Source organism: Thioalkalivibrio nitratireducens DSM 14787, assembly GCF_000321415.2.
GTDB classification, from domain to species: domain Bacteria; phylum Pseudomonadota; class Gammaproteobacteria; order Ectothiorhodospirales; family Ectothiorhodospiraceae; genus Thioalkalivibrio; species Thioalkalivibrio nitratireducens.
This window is the reverse complement of record NC_019902.2, coordinates 2,136,072-2,158,749: the sequence shown is the minus strand read 5'-3', so window position 1 is coordinate 2,158,749 and position 22,678 is coordinate 2,136,072. Positions and strand designations below refer to the sequence as shown.

17 protein-coding genes and 1 pseudogene are annotated in these 22,678 nt (G+C 66.3%); 9 read left to right on the top strand and 9 right to left on the bottom strand.

Annotated elements, in window-relative coordinates; all coding sequences use genetic code 11:
* The first annotated feature begins 45 nt into the window (after window positions 1-45).
* Together TVNIR_RS10000 and TVNIR_RS09995 are read left to right on the top strand one after the other, a co-directional pair.
* Window positions 46-3,522 (top strand): eCIS core domain-containing protein, encoded by a 3,477-nt coding sequence (locus TVNIR_RS10000; protein ID WP_211263111.1) that lies wholly within the window; start codon window positions 46-48, stop codon window positions 3,520-3,522.
* Entirely contained in the window at window positions 3,522-4,478 is a 957-nt protein-coding gene (locus TVNIR_RS09995) for a tetratricopeptide repeat protein (RefSeq protein WP_015258911.1), read from the top strand. Before TVNIR_RS10000 ends, TVNIR_RS09995 begins: the two co-directional genes overlap by 1 nt.
* Window positions 4,479-4,893: 415 nt before the next feature.
* Here the strand turns inward: TVNIR_RS09995 and TVNIR_RS09990 are convergent.
* Window positions 4,894-6,108 (bottom strand): annotated as a pseudogene (locus tag TVNIR_RS09990) (IS110 family RNA-guided transposase).
* A 1,155-nt stretch (window positions 6,109-7,263) separates the two neighbouring features.
* On the opposite strand from TVNIR_RS09990, the gene TVNIR_RS09985 reads away from it, so the two are divergent.
* The 3 genes from TVNIR_RS09985 (at window position 7,264) to TVNIR_RS09975 (ending at window position 11,163) form a co-directional block, all read left to right on the top strand.
* The gene (locus tag TVNIR_RS09985) at window positions 7,264-8,538 is read left to right on the top strand and encodes an N-acetylmuramidase domain-containing protein (RefSeq protein WP_015258910.1); all 1,275 of its coding nucleotides are present in this window, start codon (window positions 7,264-7,266) and stop codon (window positions 8,536-8,538) included.
* Window positions 8,539-8,642: 104 nt separating this feature from the next.
* The gene (gene serS, locus TVNIR_RS09980; protein WP_015258909.1) at window positions 8,643-9,929 is read left to right on the top strand and encodes a serine--tRNA ligase; all 1,287 of its coding nucleotides are present in this window, start codon (window positions 8,643-8,645) and stop codon (window positions 9,927-9,929) included.
* A 190-nt stretch (window positions 9,930-10,119) separates the two neighbouring features.
* The gene (locus TVNIR_RS09975; RefSeq protein ID WP_043739589.1) at window positions 10,120-11,163 is read left to right on the top strand and encodes a thioredoxin family protein; all 1,044 of its coding nucleotides are present in this window, start codon (window positions 10,120-10,122) and stop codon (window positions 11,161-11,163) included.
* A gap of 72 nt (window positions 11,164-11,235) precedes the next feature.
* Here the strand turns inward: TVNIR_RS09975 and TVNIR_RS19790 are convergent, their stop codons facing one another.
* Window positions 11,236-11,406, bottom strand: a complete 171-nt coding sequence (locus TVNIR_RS19790; protein WP_015258907.1) for a hypothetical protein — start codon at window positions 11,404-11,406, stop codon at window positions 11,236-11,238.
* A 95-nt stretch (window positions 11,407-11,501) separates the two neighbouring features.
* Here TVNIR_RS19790 and TVNIR_RS09970 point away from each other — a divergent pair, with 95 nt between their 5' ends.
* Complete coding sequence (locus TVNIR_RS09970) at window positions 11,502-11,867, top strand: hypothetical protein (RefSeq protein ID WP_015258906.1); 366 nt, start codon at window positions 11,502-11,504, stop codon at window positions 11,865-11,867.
* Window positions 11,868-12,072: 205 nt separating this feature from the next.
* Here TVNIR_RS09970 and TVNIR_RS09965 read toward each other — a convergent pair whose 3' ends face one another.
* A complete protein-coding gene (locus TVNIR_RS09965) occupies window positions 12,073-12,450 on the bottom strand; it encodes a DUF423 domain-containing protein (RefSeq protein ID WP_015258905.1) in 378 nt (125 codons plus the stop codon).
* A 30-nt stretch (window positions 12,451-12,480) separates the two neighbouring features.
* On the opposite strand from TVNIR_RS09965, the gene TVNIR_RS09960 reads away from it, so the two are divergent.
* Window positions 12,481-12,963, top strand: a complete 483-nt coding sequence (locus TVNIR_RS09960) for a YajQ family cyclic di-GMP-binding protein (protein ID WP_015258904.1) — start codon at window positions 12,481-12,483, stop codon at window positions 12,961-12,963.
* A 62-nt stretch (window positions 12,964-13,025) separates the two neighbouring features.
* Here the strand turns inward: TVNIR_RS09960 and TVNIR_RS09955 are convergent, their stop codons facing one another.
* The gene (locus TVNIR_RS09955) at window positions 13,026-14,552 is read right to left on the bottom strand and encodes a WG repeat-containing protein (protein WP_083499429.1); all 1,527 of its coding nucleotides are present in this window, start codon (window positions 14,550-14,552) and stop codon (window positions 13,026-13,028) included.
* Window positions 14,553-14,828: 276 nt separating this feature from the next.
* Here TVNIR_RS09955 and TVNIR_RS09950 point away from each other — a divergent pair, with 276 nt between their 5' ends.
* The gene (locus TVNIR_RS09950; protein WP_157092254.1) at window positions 14,829-17,879 is read left to right on the top strand and encodes a winged helix-turn-helix domain-containing protein; all 3,051 of its coding nucleotides are present in this window, start codon (window positions 14,829-14,831) and stop codon (window positions 17,877-17,879) included.
* 513 nt (window positions 17,880-18,392) lie between these two features.
* On the opposite strand, the gene TVNIR_RS09945 is transcribed toward TVNIR_RS09950, so the two are convergent.
* Window positions 18,393-18,758, bottom strand: a complete 366-nt coding sequence (locus tag TVNIR_RS09945; protein WP_015258899.1) for a hypothetical protein — start codon at window positions 18,756-18,758, stop codon at window positions 18,393-18,395.
* 335 nt (window positions 18,759-19,093) lie between these two features.
* On the opposite strand from TVNIR_RS09945, the gene TVNIR_RS09940 reads away from it, so the two are divergent.
* Window positions 19,094-19,645: a Rieske (2Fe-2S) protein gene (locus TVNIR_RS09940; protein WP_043739586.1), complete on the top strand. Its 552-nt coding sequence runs from the start codon at window positions 19,094-19,096 to the stop codon at window positions 19,643-19,645.
* 188 nt (window positions 19,646-19,833) lie between these two features.
* On the opposite strand, the gene TVNIR_RS09935 is transcribed toward TVNIR_RS09940, so the two are convergent.
* From TVNIR_RS09935 to TVNIR_RS09920, 4 genes are all read right to left on the bottom strand, one after another.
* On the bottom strand, window positions 19,834-20,637 hold the full coding sequence (locus TVNIR_RS09935; protein ID WP_043740523.1) for a class I SAM-dependent methyltransferase: 804 nt from the start codon (window positions 20,635-20,637) through the stop codon (window positions 19,834-19,836).
* 8 nt (window positions 20,638-20,645) lie between these two features.
* Window positions 20,646-20,870, bottom strand: a complete 225-nt coding sequence (locus tag TVNIR_RS09930) for a SlyX family protein (protein WP_015258896.1) — start codon at window positions 20,868-20,870, stop codon at window positions 20,646-20,648.
* A complete protein-coding gene (locus TVNIR_RS09925) occupies window positions 20,867-21,829 on the bottom strand; it encodes an NAD(P)-dependent oxidoreductase (protein ID WP_015258895.1) in 963 nt (320 codons plus the stop codon). The genes TVNIR_RS09930 and TVNIR_RS09925 overlap by 4 nt, the downstream gene beginning before the upstream one ends.
* 71 nt (window positions 21,830-21,900) lie before the next feature.
* On the bottom strand, window positions 21,901-22,581 hold the full coding sequence (locus tag TVNIR_RS09920; protein ID WP_015258894.1) for a Bax inhibitor-1/YccA family protein: 681 nt from the start codon (window positions 22,579-22,581) through the stop codon (window positions 21,901-21,903).
* Between the last annotated feature and the right edge of the window lie 97 nt (window positions 22,582-22,678).

Below are 22,678 nucleotides of genomic sequence, written 5' to 3'. Positions count from 1 at the left end.
GCCGACGAGATCAGCCGCACCCCGCGAGCCGCCGGACCGCGCGCCGTGCAGCGCAATGCCAGCGAGGGCTCGCCACAGGAGAACCACGAACTCGACGAGCAGCAGCCGGTGGTTGCGGCAGCGCGTGCGCTTTCCCGACTCTCCTCGGGGTTGCCGGCCGCGGCGCGTGAGCAGGCCGATGACGAGCTCGCGGCGGCGATGCGCCAGCCGGAGGAAGCCGAACCCGTGATGCGCGAGGTGGCTGAGCCCGACGAGGCGATGCGCGAGCCCGCCGGGCCCGAAGAGGCGATGCGCGAGGCGTTCGAGGAGTCGGAAACGCTCCAGCGCCAGGAAGGGGAAGAGATTGCCCAGGCCAGAGCCGCGCGCGAGGCCGGGACAGAAGTGGACGAGGTTGCCGGGCAGCCGCTGGACGCTGAGACCGAGGCGGCGATCGAGGCGCGGATCGGGCGCGGCGACCCGCTGCGGGAAGGCGTGCTGCACGACATGCAGACGCGCTTCGGCCGCAGCTTCGAACAGGTGCGCATCCACACCGACGCCGAGGCCGCCGCCCTCTGCGCCCGCATCAGGGCCCGTGCCTTCACCGTCGGCAGCGATGTTTTCTTCGGCCCGGGCGAGTTCGATCCGGGCACCGAGCGTGGCCGCAACCTCCTCGCACACGAACTCGCACACGTGGTACAGCAGACTGGCAGCGCCAGGCGGCAGGTGCAGCGAGACGGAGATGGCAGCACTGCGGCAGGGCGGTTCGGCGAGAAAAAGCGGGGCTACATCGAGTTTCCGCATCTCGCCGTACCGCAGGAACTCGTCAGCGACTACAGGCGGCTTGCGCCGTTCATCCTGCATAAGAGTTATTCGCGGGCGCGCAACGACCAGACGGACGTTTGGAGGCGTTCCATCAGGGTGGATGCCACCGTAACGAAGTTGCAGGCGCTGGTGCGTGGCAGCCCGGCCCATTTCCTGTTCGAGGTGCCGTCGGCACGTGCGTATCCACGTGCCAATGAAGGGCGTGGTCGGGCGACCGAATTCCTGAATACCTCATCAGTGGCGGATGCCGCAAGGCAGGCAGCCATCCCGCGCTGGGACAAGGAGGGCAACCCGCATGCCTCGCGCGGCAATCGGGGCGGAAACATGGGCAGCTACGACGTTGACCACAAGGTTGAACAGCGCTTCGGTGCGCGCGTGCCTACCGGCGATTTTGCCTTGCGCGACGATATCCACGCTATGCCCAACTTCTTCTTGTTGGACGGCAACATCAATCGCAACACCAAGGTCAACAAGCTCAATATCGCCATCGAAAGCGCGCTTGAGCGCTTCCGTCGGGACAACGATGAAGTCTACGGCGGCAAGCAGTTCAGTGAATGGGCGACCCGCGCGCTGATGGGCCGCTTGAGTCTGAAGTTCATGGGGGCCACCGGCGGCGATGCGATTGGGGCCAGCGGCAATAACGTCTGGACGCAGAGTGAGATCGAGCGCGGAGACCACATCGACGCTCTGCGGCCGGATGCGGGCGATCAGGCGCGCATTTTCTTCCGAACCGCTGAGGACCTCGAGCGACAGGTGCCTGCGAACCGCAGGCTAATTCTGTTCGGAAACACTCGGAAGACCGTGAATCCGAATGGGCCGGCGAGCTATCGGAACATGCTGGCGCCGTTCGTGCTGAGCAGGATCGAAAACGAAGACGCTGACGATCTTCTGCGCTTCAGCATTCGGCTTCCACCACGCGGCGGTCTTCCTGCCAAGGATCTCGAAGATCCGTTGGTCATCAAGTCGCTGGATGGTTCGGAGCGCATCGGTTACGCACCGATGGCCCGGTTCCCGCTGCTCATGGGGCTGTACCGGGTCGCTCGTGGCGAAAGCAGTTCGGTGCTGCAGCACAACGCGTTCAGTCCGATCTCGGTGGACAACTGGGAGGTTACCGAGCAGGGTCTGGTGATACAGGGAGAGATCCTGCCCGCGCTGCCGATGCTGGGGAATGCCGGCATCCACTTCGAAATCGCCGGCAACGATATCATTTTATACAAGACCTTCTCCGTAACGGATATCAGTGTACCGGCGCCCCTGTCCATAGATGGCTGCACGCTGACTGTCTCCGGAGGCACCCGTGGTCTGCGTGCCGAAGGGCAGGTGGATTTCGCCGTTGACAAGCTGGGCACCGGCTACCTCCGGGGGTTGGTCGGAAGCGATCGCAAATTCGGTGTGGAAGGCTCGTTCGATTTCAACAGCGAGATCTTCGATCCTGCGCGGATTACCCTCGGTTACCGCGACGACGCCTTCTATGGCGAGGGCATTATCGGCATTCCGGCTTCCAAGGTCCCGGGAATTCGTTCCGCCACCATCGCCGCGCGTTTCAACGAGGATGGTTTTGCCGCCAATGGCGACGCCGAACTGGACGTGCCGGGGGTTGAGAACGGCACGATGACAGTGAGCTACTCGGATGAAGAGGGCTTGACTGTCGGCGGCAGCTTCAACCTCTCTTCGGAGACGCCGGGCATCCGCAGTGGTACCGTCCGCGCCAGCCTGCGCGAGCGCGAGGATGGCGAAGGCTATGCGCTGTGCGCGACTGGCGAGGCAGTGCCGGATATCCCGGGTTTCCACTCACGCCTGCGCGTGAGTTACGAGGACGGCGCCATCACCGCGGAGGCCGAGGCGGAGTATGCGCGCGGGATGCTGGCGGGGAGCATACGCGCTGGCGCCACCAACCGGACGCTGGATGCCGACGGCAATCCCACAGGCGAACCGGGCGAAGAGATCGTCGTCTACGGCGGTGGGTCGGTGACGGTGCAGATCGCGCCCTGGCTGCAGGGGACTGCCGGTATCGCATTTGCGCCGGACGGCGAGGTCACCGTCACCGGGGAGATCGCGCTACCGAGCGAACTGCCCATCTTCGGCCGCCGCGAGTTCGAGCGCTCGTTCTTCAACATCTCCGTTCAGGTGCCGATCATTACCGGCGTCGTTGCCGAGATCGGCGGTGGCCTCTCCGCCAGTGCGGTGATCGGGCCGGGCGTGATCGACCGGCTGCGACTGGGAATCGAGTACAACCCGGCGCGCGAGCAGGACACGCATGTCACCGGTGCCGCGCACCTGAGCATCCCTGCCAGCGCCGGGTTGCGGCTTTCGGCCAACGCCGGTATCGGTCTGGGCATCACCGGCGCCAGCGCCACCGGTGGCCTGGAGATCGGCGGTACGCTGGGTGTCTCCGGGGCCGCCGAAGCCGGCGTGAACATCGACTGGATGCCCAGCCGGGGACTCGAACTCAATGCCCGGGTGGGCGTGCATGCGCAGCCCAGCTTCACGTTCGACATTTCTGGCTACGTGCGGGTGCGGGTGCTCGGCAAGAGCCTTTACTACAACCGCTGGGAGCTGGCATCGTTGCGTTACGGCTCCGACATGCGCTTCGGTATCCACCTGCCGGTGCACTATGTTGAGGGCGAGCCATTCGATATTTCCCTGAACGACATCGAGTTCGAGGTTCCGAATATCGACACCCGCCGGCTCGTGCGCGGACTGATTGCGAGGATCAAGTGATGACTGGCCCCCGCGACCATATCGAGCAGGGTGTGCGCCACCACCTCGCTGGTGAGCTGGAGGCGGCTGCCAGCGCGTATCGTGCGGCGCTGGAACTGCAGACGGACAACGCCTCCGCGCATAACAATCTCGGATTCATCTACGGCCAGCAGCAGCGCTGGGAAGAGGCGTTGCGCCACCTGAATCGGGCGGTCGAGCTGGCGCCCGGAATGGCCATGGCCCACAGCAACCTGGGCCAGGTCCTGGTGGCCCGGGGCGCGGGGGAGCAGGGCCTGAAGCATCTCGACCGCGCGACTGAGCTCGCGCCAGGCGAGGTGCAGGTCTGGGACAACCTCGCGCGCAATCGTCTGCACCTGGGTGATGCAGCCGGTGCCGTCGAGGCTTGGCAGGAGGCCGTGCGCCTGGTGCCGGGCGATCCCCGGCTGCTGACCCGCCTGGGCACGGCGATGGCCGCGTGCGGTCTGCTGGATCAGGCAATCGACCGCTTTCGGAGCGCGCTGGAAGTCGAACCCCGCCACGTCGACGCCTGGGTGCAGCTTGGCATCACCCTGTTCCTGCGCAAGGACCTCGGCAGTGCCCGGGAGGCCTTGCTGCAGGCGTTGGCGCTCGCGCCCAGCGACCTTTCAGCCTTGCGGCACCTGGGGCTGGTGCAGTTAGCCTGTGGCGAGCAGCGCGATGCGTTGCAGACCTTCGATGCGCTGTACCGCCTCGATGCCAGGCAACTCGACAACCGGCTGGACCTGGCCGTGCTGCTGCTGTCCCAGGGGCAGGCGCCCGACGCGCTCGCGCACTTGCGAGAGCTGTCGGAAGCGCTGGCCGGCAACGAGCGTGTTCGCTTCTACCTCGCGCTGGCCTTGCGCGAGACCGGGAACGCCGAAGAAGCAAAGGAATTGCTGGCCGCGCTGACGGCCGCCGGGGGCGAGTATGCGGAAAGGGCTGCGGAGCTTCTGGATTAGCGTGAAAATACGCCGCCCTAGAATCGTATGTCTCTGATTTATAATCGTATTTTCATCCTTCGGGGTGCCTCGCGGCCGAGGGCATGACAGTTAGCGTGAAAGAACCTGACGTTGGGGCGAGCGAGATTCTGGCGTGACGCATGCCGGTGCGCAAATGCCTGCTTGCGGGACTCGAAGAGCCTGTGTGGCGGCTCAGGTGGCGGTGAGATAGCCGTGCTTTTAGCGTGAAAATACGCCGCCCTAGAATCGTATGTCTCTGATTTATAATCGTATTTTCATCCTTCGGGGTGCCTCGCGGCCGAGGGCATGAAAGTTAGCGTGAAAGAACCTGACGTTGGGGCGAGCGAGATTCTGGCGTGACGCATGCCGGTGCGCAAATGCCTGCTTGCGGGACTCGAAGAGCCTGTGTGGCGGCTCAGGTGGCGGTGAGATAGCCGTGCTTTTCCAGCATCTTCAGCCAGCGCGGCGCGTTGCGCTGCACGACGAGAGCCTCGTAATCGACGGTGCGATCCTGGTAGGGGGCCGCATGATTGAGCATGGCGTAGACGATGCGCAGGAGCTTGTGCGCCAGGGCCACGATGGAGCGCTTGTGTCCCTTGCGGATGGACAAGGCCGAAACTTGTCCTTGAGCGCACAGCGGGTGCGGGAGGCGGCTTGCGCGAACTCGCACAGCAGGCGACGGACCCAGGCGTTGCCCTTGCGCGTGCGTCCGCTTTGCGTTTGCCGGCGCTCTCGTGGTTGCCGGGGCAGATGCCGACCCAGGACGCGAGGCGTTCGGCGCTGCCGAAGCTCGCCATGTCGGTACCGATTTCGACGAGCAGCATGGCGGCGCCAATGCGGTCGATGCCGGGCACGGTTTCCAGCAGGCACACCTGCGGCTCCCAGGGGGCCAGACCCGCAAGCAGTTCCTGTTCGAAGCGGGCGATCATGGCCTCGAGGTACTCGATGTGCGCCAGAACCTCGTTGAGCACGAAGCGGTGCCTGGTGCTCAGTTCCTCCGGTTGCAGGGCTTCGAACAGTTCTTCGCGGGAAGCCCGCAGGCGGCCGGCGAGGTCGAGGATTGCGTGCATGGGGCATCGGCGAGCAGGGCCTTGATCATGGCCCGTGCCGACGCGCCGTGTACGTCGGAGACCAGCACGTTCAGGCGAATCCCGGCATCGGTCAGCACCTTGTGCAGCCGGTTCTTCTCCGCGGCCAGCATCCCGACCAGCTTCTGGCGCTGCCGGGCGATCAGGCGCAGATGGCGGATCTCGGCCGGAGGAATGAACGAAGCCCGCAGCAGACCGGCACGGGCCAGCGTGGCCAGCCACTGGGCATCGGAGAGGTCGGTCTTGCGGCCAGGCACGTTTCGGGCGTGACGGGCATTGACCACCCAGGCCATGACGCCCACACGCTCAAGGGCCGCATAGGGGCTCTTCCAGTAGATCCCAGTGCTCTCCATCACCACGACCTCGGGGTCAAACCCGCGAACCCACTCGGCCAACGCCCGCCGATCGCGCTTGAAACCACCAAACTCCCGGTGCTCCACCGCCACACTGCCATCGGGCTGCTCGATCAGCGCACAGGCCGTGATCTTGCTCTGGTGCACATCCAGACCGACAACGCGCCGGTGAATCGGGGTAATGTCCATGCTGACCTCCTCGGGCAAACGCACTATCCTTCACGATGTGCTGTCGCCAAGGGCGCCGTCCTTCAACGGCCTGTCGGGACTCGACGGCTCTTTTTAGCGTGCGCTGTCCATGACCCTTCCAGGCCATGCCAGGCAATCCGGGGTACGAGTGAAGGGCAGCGGGTCGAGTTAGCGTGCGCGGTCAGGCGCCATCAAGAATTATCGCGACCTCAGCCCGACGCGACAGCACGCCCATTATCTTTCATCATCGGGGGTGCCGCGCGCCCGGCGGCATGACAGTTAGCGGCTCGCACCGTCCACGCGCGGCTCCGTTCGTCCCAGTGCGTTTCACGCCTGCTCCCTAGCATCGGTGCCCATTCTTTCACGGTCTCGCAAGCGTGATTCGCCATGCGGCGTATCTAATGCCCAGGAGTGTGCGGCAACCCCGGCGCTGGTCGGCGGATGACGCCCTTCGGCCTTTTCCGCCCTACGCTTCTTTCATCGTGGTGGTCTGAGCCATCGCAACGGGTGGGACGAACAGGGCGGAACCGGAACCTCCGGTAGCCATGCCGATTCGGGGTGATTCAGGCTTGGTGCCGGTGGTGCGATTGCGCGAAGACCAGTTGAATCCTGCATGCCGGGGGCCTAGGCTTCTGTAAGGGCACTCTGCGGTGTATCCCGCAAGGGTCCGTGATGCGGAAGGGAACAGATTGTCCTGGTGGTAGTAGGAACTGCGGAGCCGAGGATTGTGCCTACCGGCTGGATGCGGCGGATCTGTTACAGCAACGTGTCAGCATGAACGGAACTGAACGGAACACCGTCAAGCCATCCGTACGGGGTGTGCAAGCTTGGGAAACCGACAGACTTACATGCACTGAGTCGCAGCGAGAGCAGCGATACCGCACACGGCATCGGCGGAGAGCCGGCGGCTGGCGGCCAGACCACGGAGGATCCCGAGCCCCTTCCAGGCGCTCGGCGGAAACTCCCAACGATCTGAACGTCGTCGCCGGCGGGCCCTCCAACCCCCGGTTCAGCGTCGCCACCATCGCGTTCCGGTCACGGTGCCCCGTCGAGCCAGGCGCCCCGTGCCTCGCATACGGCCCCGTATGCGAGGCCAGCACGATGGCGCCGGGATCGAGCATCGGGGCATTTTGGAGCGCCTTGGGAGCGTGAACCATGACACTGGCTGAGCTTTCTGCCGATCCTCTGCTGCAGCGAATCCTCACCCATCCCGACGATGCCAACTCGGTCTGGCAGCGCGATCTCGAGCGCTTTCTGGCCGGGGACACGATGCTGACCCGGCGCTCGGCTGGGGAGACGGCGATCATGGCCGTGCAGCGCCTGATGGTCTTCCTCGGCTACTCCACTGCGGCTTCGGGCGGATTCCTGGTCGACGGCGATTTCGGCCGCGGGACGAACCGCGGCGTCGCGCAGTTCCAGTTCGAGCACGGACTCACGCGCAAGATCGACCGCGACACCCTGTGCTACCCCTGCCAGTGGAACACCGCGGCACGGCTGATCACCGCGATCCCCGACACCACGCTGACCGTGCCCACGCTGGAACGGATGGCGACCGTGGCGCTGGAGCGTATCGGTGCGGGGCGGGTGATGAGCGGCGACATCGAACACGCGATCTTTCACCTGAACGCGCTGCACAAGCGGCGTTTCCTGAACAGCCGCGCGATCCTGGCGCGCTACGGTGCGTATGTCCGGGCGGCATGCGATGCCCTTGATGCGGAGGAGGACATCGGGGTGCGGCCCGAGTGGGTGCTTGCGATCATCCGGCAGGAAACCGCGGGCGTGATCCGCCCGCGGTTTGAACAGCATTACCTGTCGCGCCTGAACGCCGCCGAGCCGGACACGTCGCTCGAGGATCTGCGGCTGCGTTCGATGAGCATGGGGTTGGGGCAGATCATGGGCGAAAACCACCGTGCCGTCGGCGCCGCGAACGCCGAGGCCCTGTTCAGCGCACCGGTGACCGAGCAGGTCGCGTTCATTGCCCGCTTCCTGCGCCCGCGGCACGAGGTGGTGCGCAAGGCGGCGCCCGGCGACGCCGATTTCCGCAGCGTGGCGCGGTTCTACAACGGGCCTGCGTACGAGAGCCATCACTACCACGAAAAGCTGGCACGCTGGTTCCGCGAGTTCCGGCAACTGATCGAAACCGAAGGCCTGCCCGAGCCGGCATCTCCCGCGGCGTCTCTGCCCCGCTTTTCGCGCGGAAACAGGCCCGATGGCATGACCTGGTTCCGCAAGAGCACCCGGGTGCAGTTGCTGCGGATGACCGAGCCGTTCGAGGTGGAGACGCAGGAGGGGGTGCAGCGGATCGCCCCTGATACCGTCGACGACTGGGACGGGGGCTATTACGTGGCCTTCCCCGAGGACGGCAGCAAGCCCTACGCCATCGCTCCCGCCTACGTGCGCGCGAACTACGAGCCGGCCGCCGCAGACTGACGGCACTGCGGTCGACCAGGAAATCTCCGGGTGTCACTGGCGATGGAAGTTTGCCGGGGCGGGCCTTACACTGCGCCGTTTCACCACATCCAGCGATTCGCTCCATGCTTGATATCCGGATTCTGCGGCAGCATCTCGATTCCGCTGCGGCCGCGCTCGCGCGCCGCGGTTTCGACTTCGACCGTGAACGGTTCCTGGCGCTGGAAGCCCGCCGCAAGGACGTGCAGGTCCGCACCCAGGAGCTGCAGAACGAGCGCAACACCCGGTCCAAGGCGATCGGGCAGGCGAAGGCGCGCGGCGAAGACATCGAGCCGCTGAAGGCGGCGGTTAGTGTGCTGTCCGACGAGCTGAAGCAGTGCGAGCACGATCTGCAGCAGGTGCAGCGCGAACTGGAGGACTTCCTGCTCCAGATTCCGAACCTGCCGCAGCCCGATGTTCCCGAGGGGACGGACGAGAGCGCGAACGTCGAGGTGCGCCGGGTGGGTGAGCCGCGCGCGCTGGACTTCGATCCGCGCGACCATGTCGATCTCGGGGCGCCCGGCGGCTGGCTGGACTTCGAGGCGGCCGCCCGCATGTCCGGGTCGCGCTTCGTGGTGATGCGCGGGGTGATGGCGCGGCTGCACCGCGCGCTGACCCAGTTCATGCTGGACCTGCACACCGGTACGCATGGCTACCAGGAGGTCTACGTGCCCTACCTGGTGAATCCCGGGGCCTTGCTGGGCACTGGCCAGCTGCCGAAATTCGACGCCGACCTGTTCTCGGTGAAGGGCGAGCAGGGCTTCCGGCTGATCCCGACCGCCGAGGTGCCGGTTACGAATCTGGTCGCGCAGCAGATCCTGGACGGGGACCAGCTCCCGCTGAAGATGGTCGCGCATACCCCCTGTTTCCGGTCCGAGGCCGGAAGCTATGGCCGCGACGTGCGGGGCCTGATTCGGCAGCACCAGTTCGAGAAAGTGGAACTGGTGCAGATCGTGCGCCCTGAGGACTCGGACGCTGCGCTCGAGTCGCTTCTCGGGCATGCCGAGGCGGTGCTGCAGGCACTGGATCTGCCGTACCGGGTCGTGCTGCTCAGTACCGGCGACATGGGCTTCGCGTCCACGCGCACCTACGACCTTGAGGTCTGGCTGCCCGGCCAGCAGGCGTACCGCGAGATCTCGTCCTGCTCGAGTTTCGGCGATTTCCAGGCACGGCGCATGCAGGCGCGCTACCGGCCCGAGCCCGGGGCGCGCCCGGAACTGGTGCATACGCTGAACGGCTCCGGTCTGGCGGTAGGCCGGACCCTGGTCGCAGTGCTCGAGAATGGGCAGCAGGCGGATGGGAGCATCGTGATCCCCGCGCCGTTGCAGCCCTATCTCGGTGGAACAGACAGGCTGGTTCCGCCGTCAAAGTGAAGGTGCACCCGGTGGCCGGGAGTGGCCGCCGGCGCCCGGGCATGGCCGCCCCGCGCGTGCCGGTGCGAGTGTACGTGTCCGGCGCAGCGCGTCGCTCGGAAGGTGTGGCGGCTGCGGGTACATTGGCAGCGGACGCGCCGGGCAGGCCAGTGCCTCGCCCCGTGGTATTGCAAATCGTGGAGATTCGACGATGGCTCGAGCAAAGCGTCTTCCGGTCGGGAACTGCCTCCGGATGATCCTGGCGACCGGCTTTCTGCTGTTCGCGGGCGTAGCCCTGGCGGCCACCGGTCCGGACTTCCCGAGCATCGATGACACCCCGCGGGAGATCGGACTGCACACACCGGAGTGGTTCGAACTGAGTTTCCTCGACTTCGGGGAGGATCTGGAGCGCGCGGTCGAACGGGGCAAGAACGGCCTGTCGATCTATTTCGGGATGGACGACTGTCCTTACTGCGAGGCGATGATCCACGAGAACCTCGCGCAGCCCGATATCGAGCAGTATTTTTCCGATCACTTCGATGTGATCGCACTCGATGTCCAGGGCAGCCGCGACGTGGTAACCCTGGACGGTGAAGTGATGAGCGAGCGCAACTTCGCGGTGCAGCGGCGGCTGAACTTCACCCCGGCGTTCACCTTTTTCGACGCCGAAGGCAACGAAATTCACCGGATCCGCGGCTACTACCCGCCGTATCGTTTCCGCGCAGCACTCGAGTATGTGATTGACCGGCACGACCGCGAGGGCAGTTTCCGGGAGTACCTGGAACGTGCCGATCCTCCGCCCAAGTTCGACGTCGACGACATCAATGAACGCGATTTTTTCCAGAACCCTCCGCACATGCTGGACCGCTCGCGGATCCCGGCGCAGCGACCGCTGGTGGTCTTCTTCGAGCGCCGAGCCTGCCATGCCTGCGATGTGCTGCACTCGGAGCCGCTGCAGGACGACAGCGTGCTGGACCTGATCGAGTTGTTCGATGCGGTGCAGCTCGATCTCGATGCCGAGACCCCGGTGATCACCCCGGACGGCGAGCGCACGACCGCGGAGGAATGGGGCCGGGCGCTGGATATCCACTGGGCGCCGACGATGGTCTTCTTCGACGAGCGGGGCCGGGAAGTCATCCGCATCGATTCGGTGGTGGCGCTGACGCGCCTGCGTAACGTGATGAACTACGTGCTCACGCGTGCCTACGAGGAATACCCGACCTTCGAACGCTGGCGTGCGGCCGGCGCGGAGTGATTGCAGCCGCAACCACCCTTCGTGGCAGCGCGCCCGGGACAGGTTCTGGTGTCCGTGCAACCTGCGCGGGTCTCAAGATAACAGCTGCACGCGGTCGCGGTCGATCTGCAGGGGAAAGTCGGGCAGGTCCCGGTCGTAGACGCGGCAGCACTCGGTATCCTCGCGCCGGGCCCAGCGGCCCCAGTGTCGGGCATTCTTGCGCAGCCGGTTCCCGAGCGCGGCAATGTCGGGTGTCCAGGTCATCGCGATGCCATTCGGGTAGGGCCGTGCGCGCTCATTGCCGCCGACCCCGGTGGCTTATACTGCGCGAGCCAAAGGCGGAACAGCGGAGTAGCGGCGTGTATTTCGAGCGTGAGTTCGTGGTGGAACATCGGGCCATTGTGGAGGAATTGATCGCGAGAACCCACCGGGCCGCACTCGCGATTTTCGTGGCCACGTTCGCGGGCTACGGGGTCGCCATCTGGGTCTGGTTCGCCGGGAACATGTGGGCCGCGCTGATCATCGCCACGCTGAGCTACTTGTTCTCCCGGCAGTTCCGCACGCTGTCGTTCGCGCTGGCGCGGGCACAGCTGCGCGGCCGTGCGGTCGCATTGCCCGTGGTGAAGCGGGTCGAGCAGGCGCTGGAGAAGGGCAGAGCCGTCGACGTGATGGCCGAGCTGGAAGCCCACCTGCATGCCATGGGCAAGGACCCGGCTGGCGACTGAGCCAGCAGTCGGGGCTCCGGAGAGTCTGTATTGCCGACTGGACGCGCCGGGTTCGTGCTCCGCGCGGTGTCCCTTCTCGGACGCAGTGGACCCGGCAGAATTTGAAAGCCCGGCGCGGCGACCGCAGCGATCGTGCATGGATGACGCCCGTCCGAACGGGCCGCCGGTGAACCCGATTCCCGGGCACGCAGGCGCGACCCGATGCTCAGACGCCCTGGCGCAGGGCCGCGATGGCCAGGGCAATCCAGCCAAGAATGAACAGCGTGCCGCCGATCGGTGCGACGGCACCGAGGGTCCGGGGCGCGCCCAGTGCCAACCCGTAGAGGCTGCCGGAGAAGAACACGATCCCCGCCAGCAGGGCCAGGGCGGCCGCGATGCCCCAACCGGGATCGATGCGACTCCACAGGCCTGCGATCAACACGAGCGCTAACGCGTGGATGAACTGGTATTGCACGGCCGTCTGCCAGGTTGCCAGCGCCCGTTCCGACAGCCGGGCCTCCAGACCGTGCGCGCCGAACGCGCCAAGGCCCACGGCCAGCGCGGCCAGCAGGGCTCCGGTTACAATCAGTGCGGGAATAGCCACGAGATTCAGTCCTTCAAGGGGAGGTTTTGCATGCCGTCCTTCGACGTAGTGTCCGAGGTCGAACTGCCGGAACTGCGCAACGCCGTCGACCAGGCGCGCCGCGAGATCGACAACCGTTTCGACTTCAAGGGTACGTCCGCCGCGGTGGAGCTGAGCGATACCACGATCCAGTTGCGCGGGGACGCGGAGTTCCAACTCGAACAGGTGCTCGATATTGTACGCATGAAACTGGCCAAGCGCGGTATCGACGTGGCCTGTATGGATCCGCAGGAGGTGACCAAGGCCGGAACCGGCGTCAAGCAGGACGTATATATCCGGCAGGGGATCGATGCCGACCTCGCCAAGAGGATCCAGCGGCTGATCAAGGACTCGAAGATCAAGGTCCAGGCCAGCCTGCAGGGCGACCAGGTTCGGGTGACCGGAAAGAAGCGCGACGACCTGCAGCAGGTGATCGCACTGCTACGTGCGGAGACCTTCGACCGGCCACTGCAATACATCAATTTCCGCGACTGATCGCGGGCGGCAGTGTGATTCCTCCCGCGTGGGGTGAAACAGAACCGGTGCGGGATCCGACATCATTTTTCCTGCCTCAAGATCACGTTCCCGCCGGTATCAAGGTAGACATAGTGGGCTTCTTCGTAGCGCGCCAGGCCGCGGGTATAGCCCTCGTTGCCGCAGTTCGCCCCGTCGTCGGCAACGACCAGGCGGACCAGTCCCTGGTGGAATTCGGGGAGTGCACGGCGGTTGCACACCCGAATGCCCTCGAGGTCGTCCGGCACGAAGGCTACGGTTCCGTCACGGCGGACGTACACAAGCTCGTTACCATCCCGGAATCCGGTGATGACCGGTGCGCGTCCGTCGCGGAAATCTCCGGCCTCGCTGATTTCCGCATTGGCGGGCCGGTCGCCTTTCGGGTCCGGGAAACGCACCTTCTCGAAGACGACGTCGTCGTGGCTCCAGTAGGCGAGATCGAAGGCTCCGGCGCTGACTCGGGCCAAGCCGTCGGAGAATGGACCAGCGTTGTAGAGCATCCACTTCCGCGGCAGCAGGGGGGATCCTTCCGGCGAGATGAACGCGCCCTGCCCGTCAGCCACGGCGGCAAAGGCCAATCCGTCGGAGAACCGCCCGGCCTGCGTGAACTCGGGCTCGATGGCGATATCGCCGGCGCTATCGACCCAGCCGAACCGGGCTTCTTCCCCGAAGCCTTCCCGGAACCATGCCAGACCCTCGGAGAAACGGCCAAAGCGCTGGATATCGCGGCCCCGCAGGGCCTCGGGCTGTGCCTCGCCCCGCCACCATGCTTTGCCATCGCGATCGATGAAGAAGGATGGCTGAGTCTCGGTGGTGAAGTGGGTCATGACCGTGCAGCCTTCGGAGTACGCCGAAAAGGGCGGGCTGTACCAGTTCCGGTTGTCGACGGTGACAAAAGAAGTCCCTTGGTACTGGAGGGGCACGACCTCCCGGCTGTCGCGGTCGATGATGCCCCAGTTGGCGGGGCCGCCCACGGCCGCACGCCCCTCGTGGAAATCCCTTACCTGATCCCACTGTGGCGGGATATGCCATGTGCCGTCACGATCCACGTATCCCCACTTGCCGTCGGCGGGCATGGGATAAAGTTCGGGGCCTCCGACATCCACAGACCTTCCGCATGGCAGTGAACCGATGCCACCCTCCAGGAGCCGGGGCGGACCGGCACGGCCGGTGGCCTGTTCGATCAGAGGACCCTCGCACTGGTACCAGGCCTCGCCCCCCATCAGGCAGGTCGCGACCACGTCCCGGAGATCATCCGCTGAGGCCATGCCGCTGGGGTCGATCACGAACGTGAACGACTTGCCCACCAAGGCGGGGTTGGGGTTTTCGACAAACGTGAACTCCAGGCGGCAGGCGTATTCCGTCGGCCCGAGGATCCGGTAGCGCCCACGGGCTCCGATCGCGTCGCCTTCCCGAGGCGCGAAGACGGCATCCTCACATTGGGCAACGGACTCGAGAAAGCAGGCGCTATCGGCGCATTCCACCGGCGCCGCAGCGACCGATTGAAGCACAGCCGCGCTGCCCAGCAACGCGGCGCCGGCCGCTACGAGGCCATATCGCTTCATTGACATCCGCTCGTTCTCCCGTTTTGAGGTTTCCTGATCCTGCGGGCACTATAAGACACACTTTCTTACATCTATCTCACATCTCGCCCCGGGGCCAGGGGTGACCGTGATGACCCGGTGGGGGCATCAGAAAGCCCGGGCTTTGATTGGCTGACCGGCCCCTGTCATCCATAGAGGCGGACTGGAGGGTTCATGGAACGAGATCACGAGCAGATTGCGAGCACGTCCACCCAGTCAGCCATCACAGCACGGACCAGACCTCCGCCCCGCGCTGGCGACTGGATGCAGACCCGCTGCGAAACCTGGCTGGAGCAGCTCGCCGGAGGCGGTACGCTGTGGCTCGAAGGTCCGCCCGGAGCCGGCAAGTCGGCCTTGGCCAGCGCGTTGCTGCACGCCCGCAGCGGCAGGCAGATCTGGCTGCGCCTGAGAGGTGCCCACCGGGACTTGGAGCGCCTGGAACAGGATCTGCAGGTGGCCATGCCGGTGGTGTCCAAGGGACCAACACCGCCCGCGCCGCGCCCCTACGCCGACGTACCTCCAGGACAGTGTATCGCCGGCATGCTCGAACGACTGGGACCCTGTACGCTGGTGCTGGACGGTGCTGAGGCGGTTGCCGACAGTAAGGCGTTCGGGACATGGCTGGCGGAACTGGCGACCCTGAGCGGTGTGGACAACGCGATCCTGGTTACCGCGCGTGTACCACCCCCCTGCAGCCTGGCTCGATTGCGGCTGGAGGCGCGGATGGGGCACATGGCGGCGCGTGACCTTTGTCTGTCCGCTACGGAAGCCCAAGCCCTGGCCCTCACCACGGTACCGGAGATCGCCAGCGAGCCCGAGCGGGTGCGACAGGCACTGACCGTTTCGAAGGGCTGGGTGGCTGGGTTCCTGGCAACCCTCCGGCGCGCGGCCGGCGAGGATCCGGCCCTGTTCGACCAGTACCTGGAACACGAGGTGCTCTCCGACCTGCCGCCGCAGGTGCGCGATCTTCTGACCTCCATGGCGCTGCTGGAACATACCCCGCTCGCCGTCGCCAGGGCCCTGGCCGACCCGGCCGAACAGGAGCGGCTGGACGAGCTGGCTCGAGGCAACCGCCTGCTGGAATGGAACGACGGCACCCTGGTGCTGCATCCGCTGTTGTCGGACTACCTGCGGCGGCAGGCCCGTCAGGGCGATGCGGGGCAACGATACCGACGTCTCGGCGATGCCCTCGCCGCGAGCGGGGATCCGGAACGGGCGATCGGCTACTGGCTTGCCGCCTACGCGCGAGAACCGGCTGCTGAAACCATTGCCCGGCTGGCACCCGCTATGCTCGAACGAGGCGAACACACAATCCTGGCCGACTGGATCGGCCAGTTGCCCGCTGCCATACGCCCACCCGGTTCCCGTCTGCACCTGTGGTATGGGCTGGCGCTGGCACCCCGGGACGGAACTGCGGCACAACGGCTGCTGGAAACCGCTTTGACCACGCTGCGGGACCACGGTGATACTTCCGGCAGCGCGCTCGCCTGGGCCGGTCTGGTCGACCAGGCCTGGCTGCAATGGGGTACCTTCGATCGCCTGGAATGGCTGCTCGAGGAACTCGACGCACTGGGGCCGGACGGGATGAACGAGCTGGAACCATTCGCCGCCGTCCAGCTCGCTGCCGCAGCCGTGTTGTTACTGGGCGTTATTGCCCCCGACGATCCGCGCTGCGAGGTCTGGCTTGCCACCGCCGAGCAGGTCGCCCGTTTGCCCGTGCCCGACCACCAGCGGATACGAGCGCTGCACGGTCTCCTGGTGATTGACACCTGGATGTACGGCCATCGCGGGCGCGCCGTCCGTACGCTCGAGCAGGGCCGGGTCGCCGAAGCCCGAGGCAAGCTCCCCCCCCTGCAGGAAGTGATGTGGTCGGCAGCCGTGGCGGGATATCAACTTTGGTTCGAACCCGACCCGGAGACCGCAGGTCGCCGTATCGCCGATGCGCTGCAATGCGCTCGGGAACACGACGTCCATCTGTGGGACTTCCAACTCGAAGCCCTGGGGGCCTGTGCGGCCTTGCGGCGCGGCGACCACACCAGCGCGCAAGAATGGCTCGAGCGCACCCGCCTTTCCACTCAACCGAGCCAGCCCACGGATGCCAGCTTCCAGGCATGGGTATGCGGCTGGATTCGACTACGCGCCGGGGACGTGGTCGCCGCTGCCAGCTTGGCCGAAGATGCCCACCGACTCATCGCCGGCCGCGGGCCTGCCAATGCCCAGCTTCTGGCTCGACTCGCGGTGGCGCGTTCCCTGCGCCATGGGGGGCAGCCCCGTAAATCCCTGCACAAGGCCATCGCTATCGACCAACGGGCGCGCGAACTGCACGCGCCTCTGTACCGCTGGCTGGCCCGCCTCGTCGCCAGCCAGGCGCTCGTCGATATCGGCCGCACGATCTGGGCGGATGAGTTGCTCGGGCAGACGCTGCAGGACGGGCGCGATCGAGGCTACCGGTGGATCCCGTGGTCCGACCGCCACGAGCTCGACCAACTGTGCCAGCGGGGGATCGATGTCGGCGGAGATGGCGACTACGTGGCTTTGCTGGCACGCGGAAACGGACTACCCCTGTGGCGTCCACCCGAGCATGCTCCACCCGATACATGGCCCCTGCGCATCCGTGTTCTAGGCCCGTTACGAGTGACGGGTGTCGATGGTCCGATTTACCTGAGCGGCAAGAGTGCCACGCTGCTGCGCTTGATTGCCGCGGCCGGGAGTCGCGAGCTTCCCGAGACGCATGCGCTGGATGCACTCTGGCCCGATGCCGAAGGCGATCGCGCCCGGCACGCCTTCGATACTCTGCTCCATCGCGTGCGCCGCAAACTCGGCATCGCGGAAGCCATACGCTTGCAGAACCAGCGCCTGGCCCTCGATCCGGCGGTTTGCTGGACCGACATTGGCGCCCTCGGCACTCACCTGGAAGCCGCGAATCGCGACGAACCGACCGCCTGGGAGGCCGCGCTACGAATCGCCGAACAGTCCGATGTTCCCGCAGCCGAATGGCCACACCCCCTGGGGCCTCACCTGCGCCAACACTTTCATGCCGCGGCCGATCATGCGATCCGGCAAGCCCTCAACGAACAACGGCCGAAAGCCGCCATGGAAGCCGCTCGCAGAGCGCAGGCCGTCGACCCGGCCCACGAACCATTCTGCCGCTGGCTCCTTGAATTGGCCCGCGACCACGGTAACCACGCAGTCGCCACCCAGGCCTTTAACCGCTACGGCAACGCCCTGCGCCTGGAAAACAACCGCGCACCCAACCGCGCCCTGGTTGCCTTGTATGAGATCGTCCGGGACACCGCCGAAGGTGCCAACGCTTAATTCGGGAAAGCGCAGTGGAGTGACTCGAGTCGTCCAACGACTGTGGCAAGAAAGGCGGCGCACAACTGCGTTGCCGAGCGACCAAAATGCCTTCGCCCGACAAGCGAGAGAGGTCAGCCTTGGCCGAGGCAGCCGGCACCAGGTCTACCAGGACGCCCAACGCGCCCACCCGACACGCTGGTTGCGGCACACGCGCAACTGGACGCCGATCGATCACGTCTGGCTCAACCCACTGAAGGAACATGCTCAAACCCCAGGCTCGGTGGTCGCTCAGGCCGCATGAAAAAGCGGACAACTATGTTGACAAACACCGGTGCCTCACGCCCGAGGGCATGGAAGTTAGCGCGAAAATCGCGCGCAGCGCGCACCACATCTCCCTCTCCCGTCCCTCTCCCGCTTGCGCCGGGGGCGAGGGCCGGGGTCGCCGCTGTACCACTCCCTCACCCCAACCCTCCCCCGCAAGCGGGGGAGGGGGCTTTCATCGTCGGGGGTGGTGGGCGCGCACCAAGAGAGCTAGCGTGGTGCGTCGGGCGCGAGTTCGTCGTCCTCGCGCATCTCGCTGTCCAGGTCGGCACCCGGTCGCCAGCCGAGTTCGCGTGCGCGCTCGATTGCCGCACCGTGGATCCGGTTGTGGCGTTCGCGCAGCTCCGGCGGCAGATTGCCGACGAGCAGGCCGTACTTGTCCCACTCGGCGGCGACCTGGTCGTGGAGGTTCTGCAGCTGCGATGTCTGCCAGCCCTCGCAGGTTTGCTCCTCGGAGATCAGGCCGAAGACCCAGGCATCCTTGATGATGCCACCGACCGGTGTCATGCCACCGTACAGGTCGTTGTGGATGCCGGCGTAGCCGGTGCCTGAGGAGGGAGATGGTCTGCGGCTCATGGTGCGGTTTCTGCGGGTTCGTGATGGCCCGCCAGTATATCAGTAGGTGCCGGAATCCAGGGTGCCCTCCACCGACGCATGGCGGTACCCCGAGCGTTGCGGAGCCCGGATGGACGTGGCGATGGCGGCCTCGGTCCGGCAGTTGTGAACCCTGGGTTACACCAGCGGCCCGGCGCAGGGCTGACTGGCGCGACTTTTCCACGAGTTCGGTTTCCGGACGAAGCGATGCGACCCGGGCCTTGCGAACAACAAGTACACTCGGTGTCCAAGTGAAGCGGGCCCGCCCGGTGCCACGCGGGCGGATCTCCGGAGCATTTGTGACGGCGGGGAGCGCGATGGCTCAGGACAACCTGTTGCGGCTTCGGCTGCGGGTGGCGTTGAAGCTGATGGCGCTGCTCGCGCTCGGCACCTTTGCGTTGGTGCTGCTACTGGCACTGTTGTCGCCACCCGGGGGCAACGTCGATCTGCCGCTCGAGGTCGATCTGGCCGGGATCGAGCCCGGTGCACTGCGGGAGATCGAATGGAAGGGTCGCCGCGTGCTGATTCTCCATCGAAGCCCGGAAATGCTCGACGCATTGCCCCCGGACGATGCCTTGTACGATCCGGCCTCACGACTCGATCGGCGGCCTCGCGGGCTGACCGAGGCGCATCGCGGCTTCCGGGAGCGGTGGCTGGTGGTGTTTGCCGAGAGCACCGATCTCGGCTGTCCGCTGGAACTGGTGCCGCCAGGCAGCGATCCCGATTGGGTGGGCGGATTCCGTGACCAGTGCCGGGCCGGGCGCTACGACTTTGCCGGCCGCGTATACCGCGGACAGCCGGCAATGCGCAACCTCGCGATCCCGCGCCACCGCATCGAGCGGGAGCGCCTGATCCTCGGGCGGTCCTGAGCGTCCCGGGGGCTTGCAGGGCGGGGCGGGGTCGCTGGCCGGGCCGGTGCGCGGTGTCGCGATACGCGGCGCGAGCGCGGCATCGTGCACGGGCGTCGGGAACCGTTGCCGGGGATTCCGCCCCCGGGGCCTGGCCGCCGGGGTATCGCAGTCGCACGCGCCCGCCGTGCCGTATTCGTGTCGGTCCACTAGCGCGCCCGCGGACTCGCTGCGGCGGATTCGCCGGAGCCGGGGAGCGGCAGGTAGACGTCGAAGCGGATGCTGCGCCCGCGCAGCGCGTGGGCAGGCGTTTCGTCCCCCACGGGCGGGGCATATAACGGGCGCTTCACCACCACGCGGCGGCGCACATGGCGGCGCAGGGCCGCAAGCGTTTCCGGTGCATCCGGGTCCGGGTCCGCGCCGATCAGTTGCTGCAATATCTGCATCTCTTTCTTCACCGCCGCGTCCTTGGCGCGAGCCGGAAACATCGGGTCGAAGATTGCGGCTTCGGCCACGGGTTCCAGGTCGCCAAGCGCCGTGCGCACGTCCTCGGCGCGGAGGTCGATGCGATCGAGGATCGGCCGCAGTGATGCAGACGCCTGGGCTCGATGTAACGCATCCTCCAGCAGGGCGGCAAGCACGGGGTGTCGTTCGAACGCCAGCACGCGGAAGCCCCTTGCCGCGAGCACCAGCGCGTCCCGGCCAAGGCCTGCGGAGGCGTCGAGGATGCGGCTCCCTGCGGGCAGGGTACCCAGCGCGCGCAGCAGATCCTCGCGGGCGTGACCCGCCCGTGCCAGCCGGTAGGCCTGGCGGCCCCGGGTGAAGTCGATGCGAAGCTCGAGCGGACGCGGGGCCGGCGTGACCAGGGACAGGCCCTCCGGGCCGCAATGGAGCTGCACGCCGTCCGGATCGGTGTCCTGGTCTTCGATCACCTGGCCGTCGGCGAGCAGCGCCTCCGCGAGCGCCTGCGCGTGGCCGCCACAACCGGGGCTTCGAACCAGTCGCACGGGCAGTCCGACGCTCAATAATGCGGTGGAGGCGGCTCGCCGGCAGGGTCCGCGGCGGGGCGGTCCACGAGCGCCTGCACCCGGTCGACCAGTTCCTGCAATTGCCGAAGCAGGCGGGCGTTGGTCTGTTGCAGGAGCCGCAGTTCCTCTCCCTGCTGCTCCAATGCGTATTCCTGGTGAGCCATGCGGATCTCGAGTTCCTCGATCCGGTGCTGCAGTTCGCTGCCGGAATCGCTCACGGTTTCACCACGTTGCGCGGACGACCGGCGAGAAAGGCTTCGATGTTCGCACGGACCTCGTCGAGCACGTTCTGGCGGGCGCCTCGCGCCGCCCAGGCCGTGTGCGGGGTCAGCACCAGATTGGGGATGTCCGGGGCGAGCAGCGGATGTCCGGGTGGGGGCGGCTCGGGCTCGAGTACGTCGATGCCGGCACCGCCGAGGTGCCCGGCACGCAGGCTCTGGGCGAGTGCCTCGGGGTCGACTAGGCCCCCGCGGGCGGTGTTGATCAGCAGGCTTCCGGCGGGCATCCGGGCGAGCCGGCGGGCGTCGATCAGATTCCGGGTCGATTCGGTCAGCGGCAGGTGCAGGCTCAGCACGTCGATTTCCGGAAGCAGGTCGTCGAGTTCCGGGCGGTTGTCCGTCGCCGGCACGTCAGGACGCAGGCTGCGCGCGAAGCTGACCTGCATGCCGAAGGCTTCCGCGAGTCGCCCGGTGGCCTCGCCGAGTACGCCCCGGCCGACGATCCCAAGATGCATCCCCGCGAGCGTGCGGACCGGGTGATCGAGCAGGCAGAACTGATCGGATGCGCTCCAGCGCCCGGCCCGGATGTCGGCCCGGTAGGCATCGATCCGCGTCACCAGCGTCAGCAGCAACGCGAACACGTGTTGGGTCACCGAGTCGGTCGCGTAATCCCGGGCGTTGCAGACCGGGATCTCGCGCTCGGCGGCGGTACCGATGTCGATGTTGTTGGTGCCGGTCGCGGCGGCACAGATCAGCTGCAGGCGCGGCGCTTGGGCCAGTAGGTTTCGATCCAGTGCAACCTTGTTGGTGACCACCACCTCGGCCTCACGGATTCGATCCGCCGTCTCCCGCGGCCGGGTGGTGTCGAACAAGGTCCATTCTGGCAGCGCCCGGTGCAGCGGTTCGAGGTCGAGGTCGCCCCGGTCGACCGTACTCAGATCCAGGAAAACGCCCTTCATCTCAGGTTTCTCCAGGCCCCGAACGACAACAGGCCCCGCGGAGCGGGGCCTGTGCGCGAGCGTGGGCCGGCTCAGCTGTCGCCGGTGAAGGCATGGAACAGGTTGAGCAGGTGCAGGAACATTACGTACAGGTTTGCGTATAGCGACACCGTCATCACGATGTAGTTCGCGTCCGGATCGTGGATCATCCGGCTGGTGTCGAACAGGATCGCCGCGGACAGCAGCAGCACGACCGCGGCCGAGATCGCCAGCGACAGTGCTGGGATTGCGAGGAAGATGTTCGCGACGATCGCGACCAGCGCGAGCACCAGGCCCACGATCAGGAAGCCGCCCAGGAAGCTGAAGTCCTTGCGGGTGGCGAGCGCATAGCCGGACAGCGCGACGAACGCGACGGCGGTCGTCGCGAGGGCGTTGCCGACGATCTGCGGGCCGTTCGGCAGGCCGAGGTAGGCGGTCAGGATCGGACCGAGAAAGAAGCCCAGCAGGCCCGTGAACGCGAAGGTCAGCAGCAATGCCCAAGCGGAGTTGCGCACGGCATGGATCGCAAACGGGCCGCCGATCAGCACCGCGATCATCACGATCCAGTGCACCGGGGGCGCGTTGATCGCCATGGCCACGAAGGCGGTGACCGCACTGAAGGCCAGGGTCAGCGACAGCAGCAGGTAGGTACTGCGGATGACTTTATTGGTGCGGATGGTTTCGGTAACCGACGTGGTGCCGGTACGCGCGTGAGCGAGGCGTTGTTCGGACACGGATGGTTTCTCCTGTTGAGACGACAGACGCCGCACAGTGTAGCGGCAGGACGCGTGGCGTGCAGCCTGCCTGCCGTTCACTACGGTTTCGCCCGGG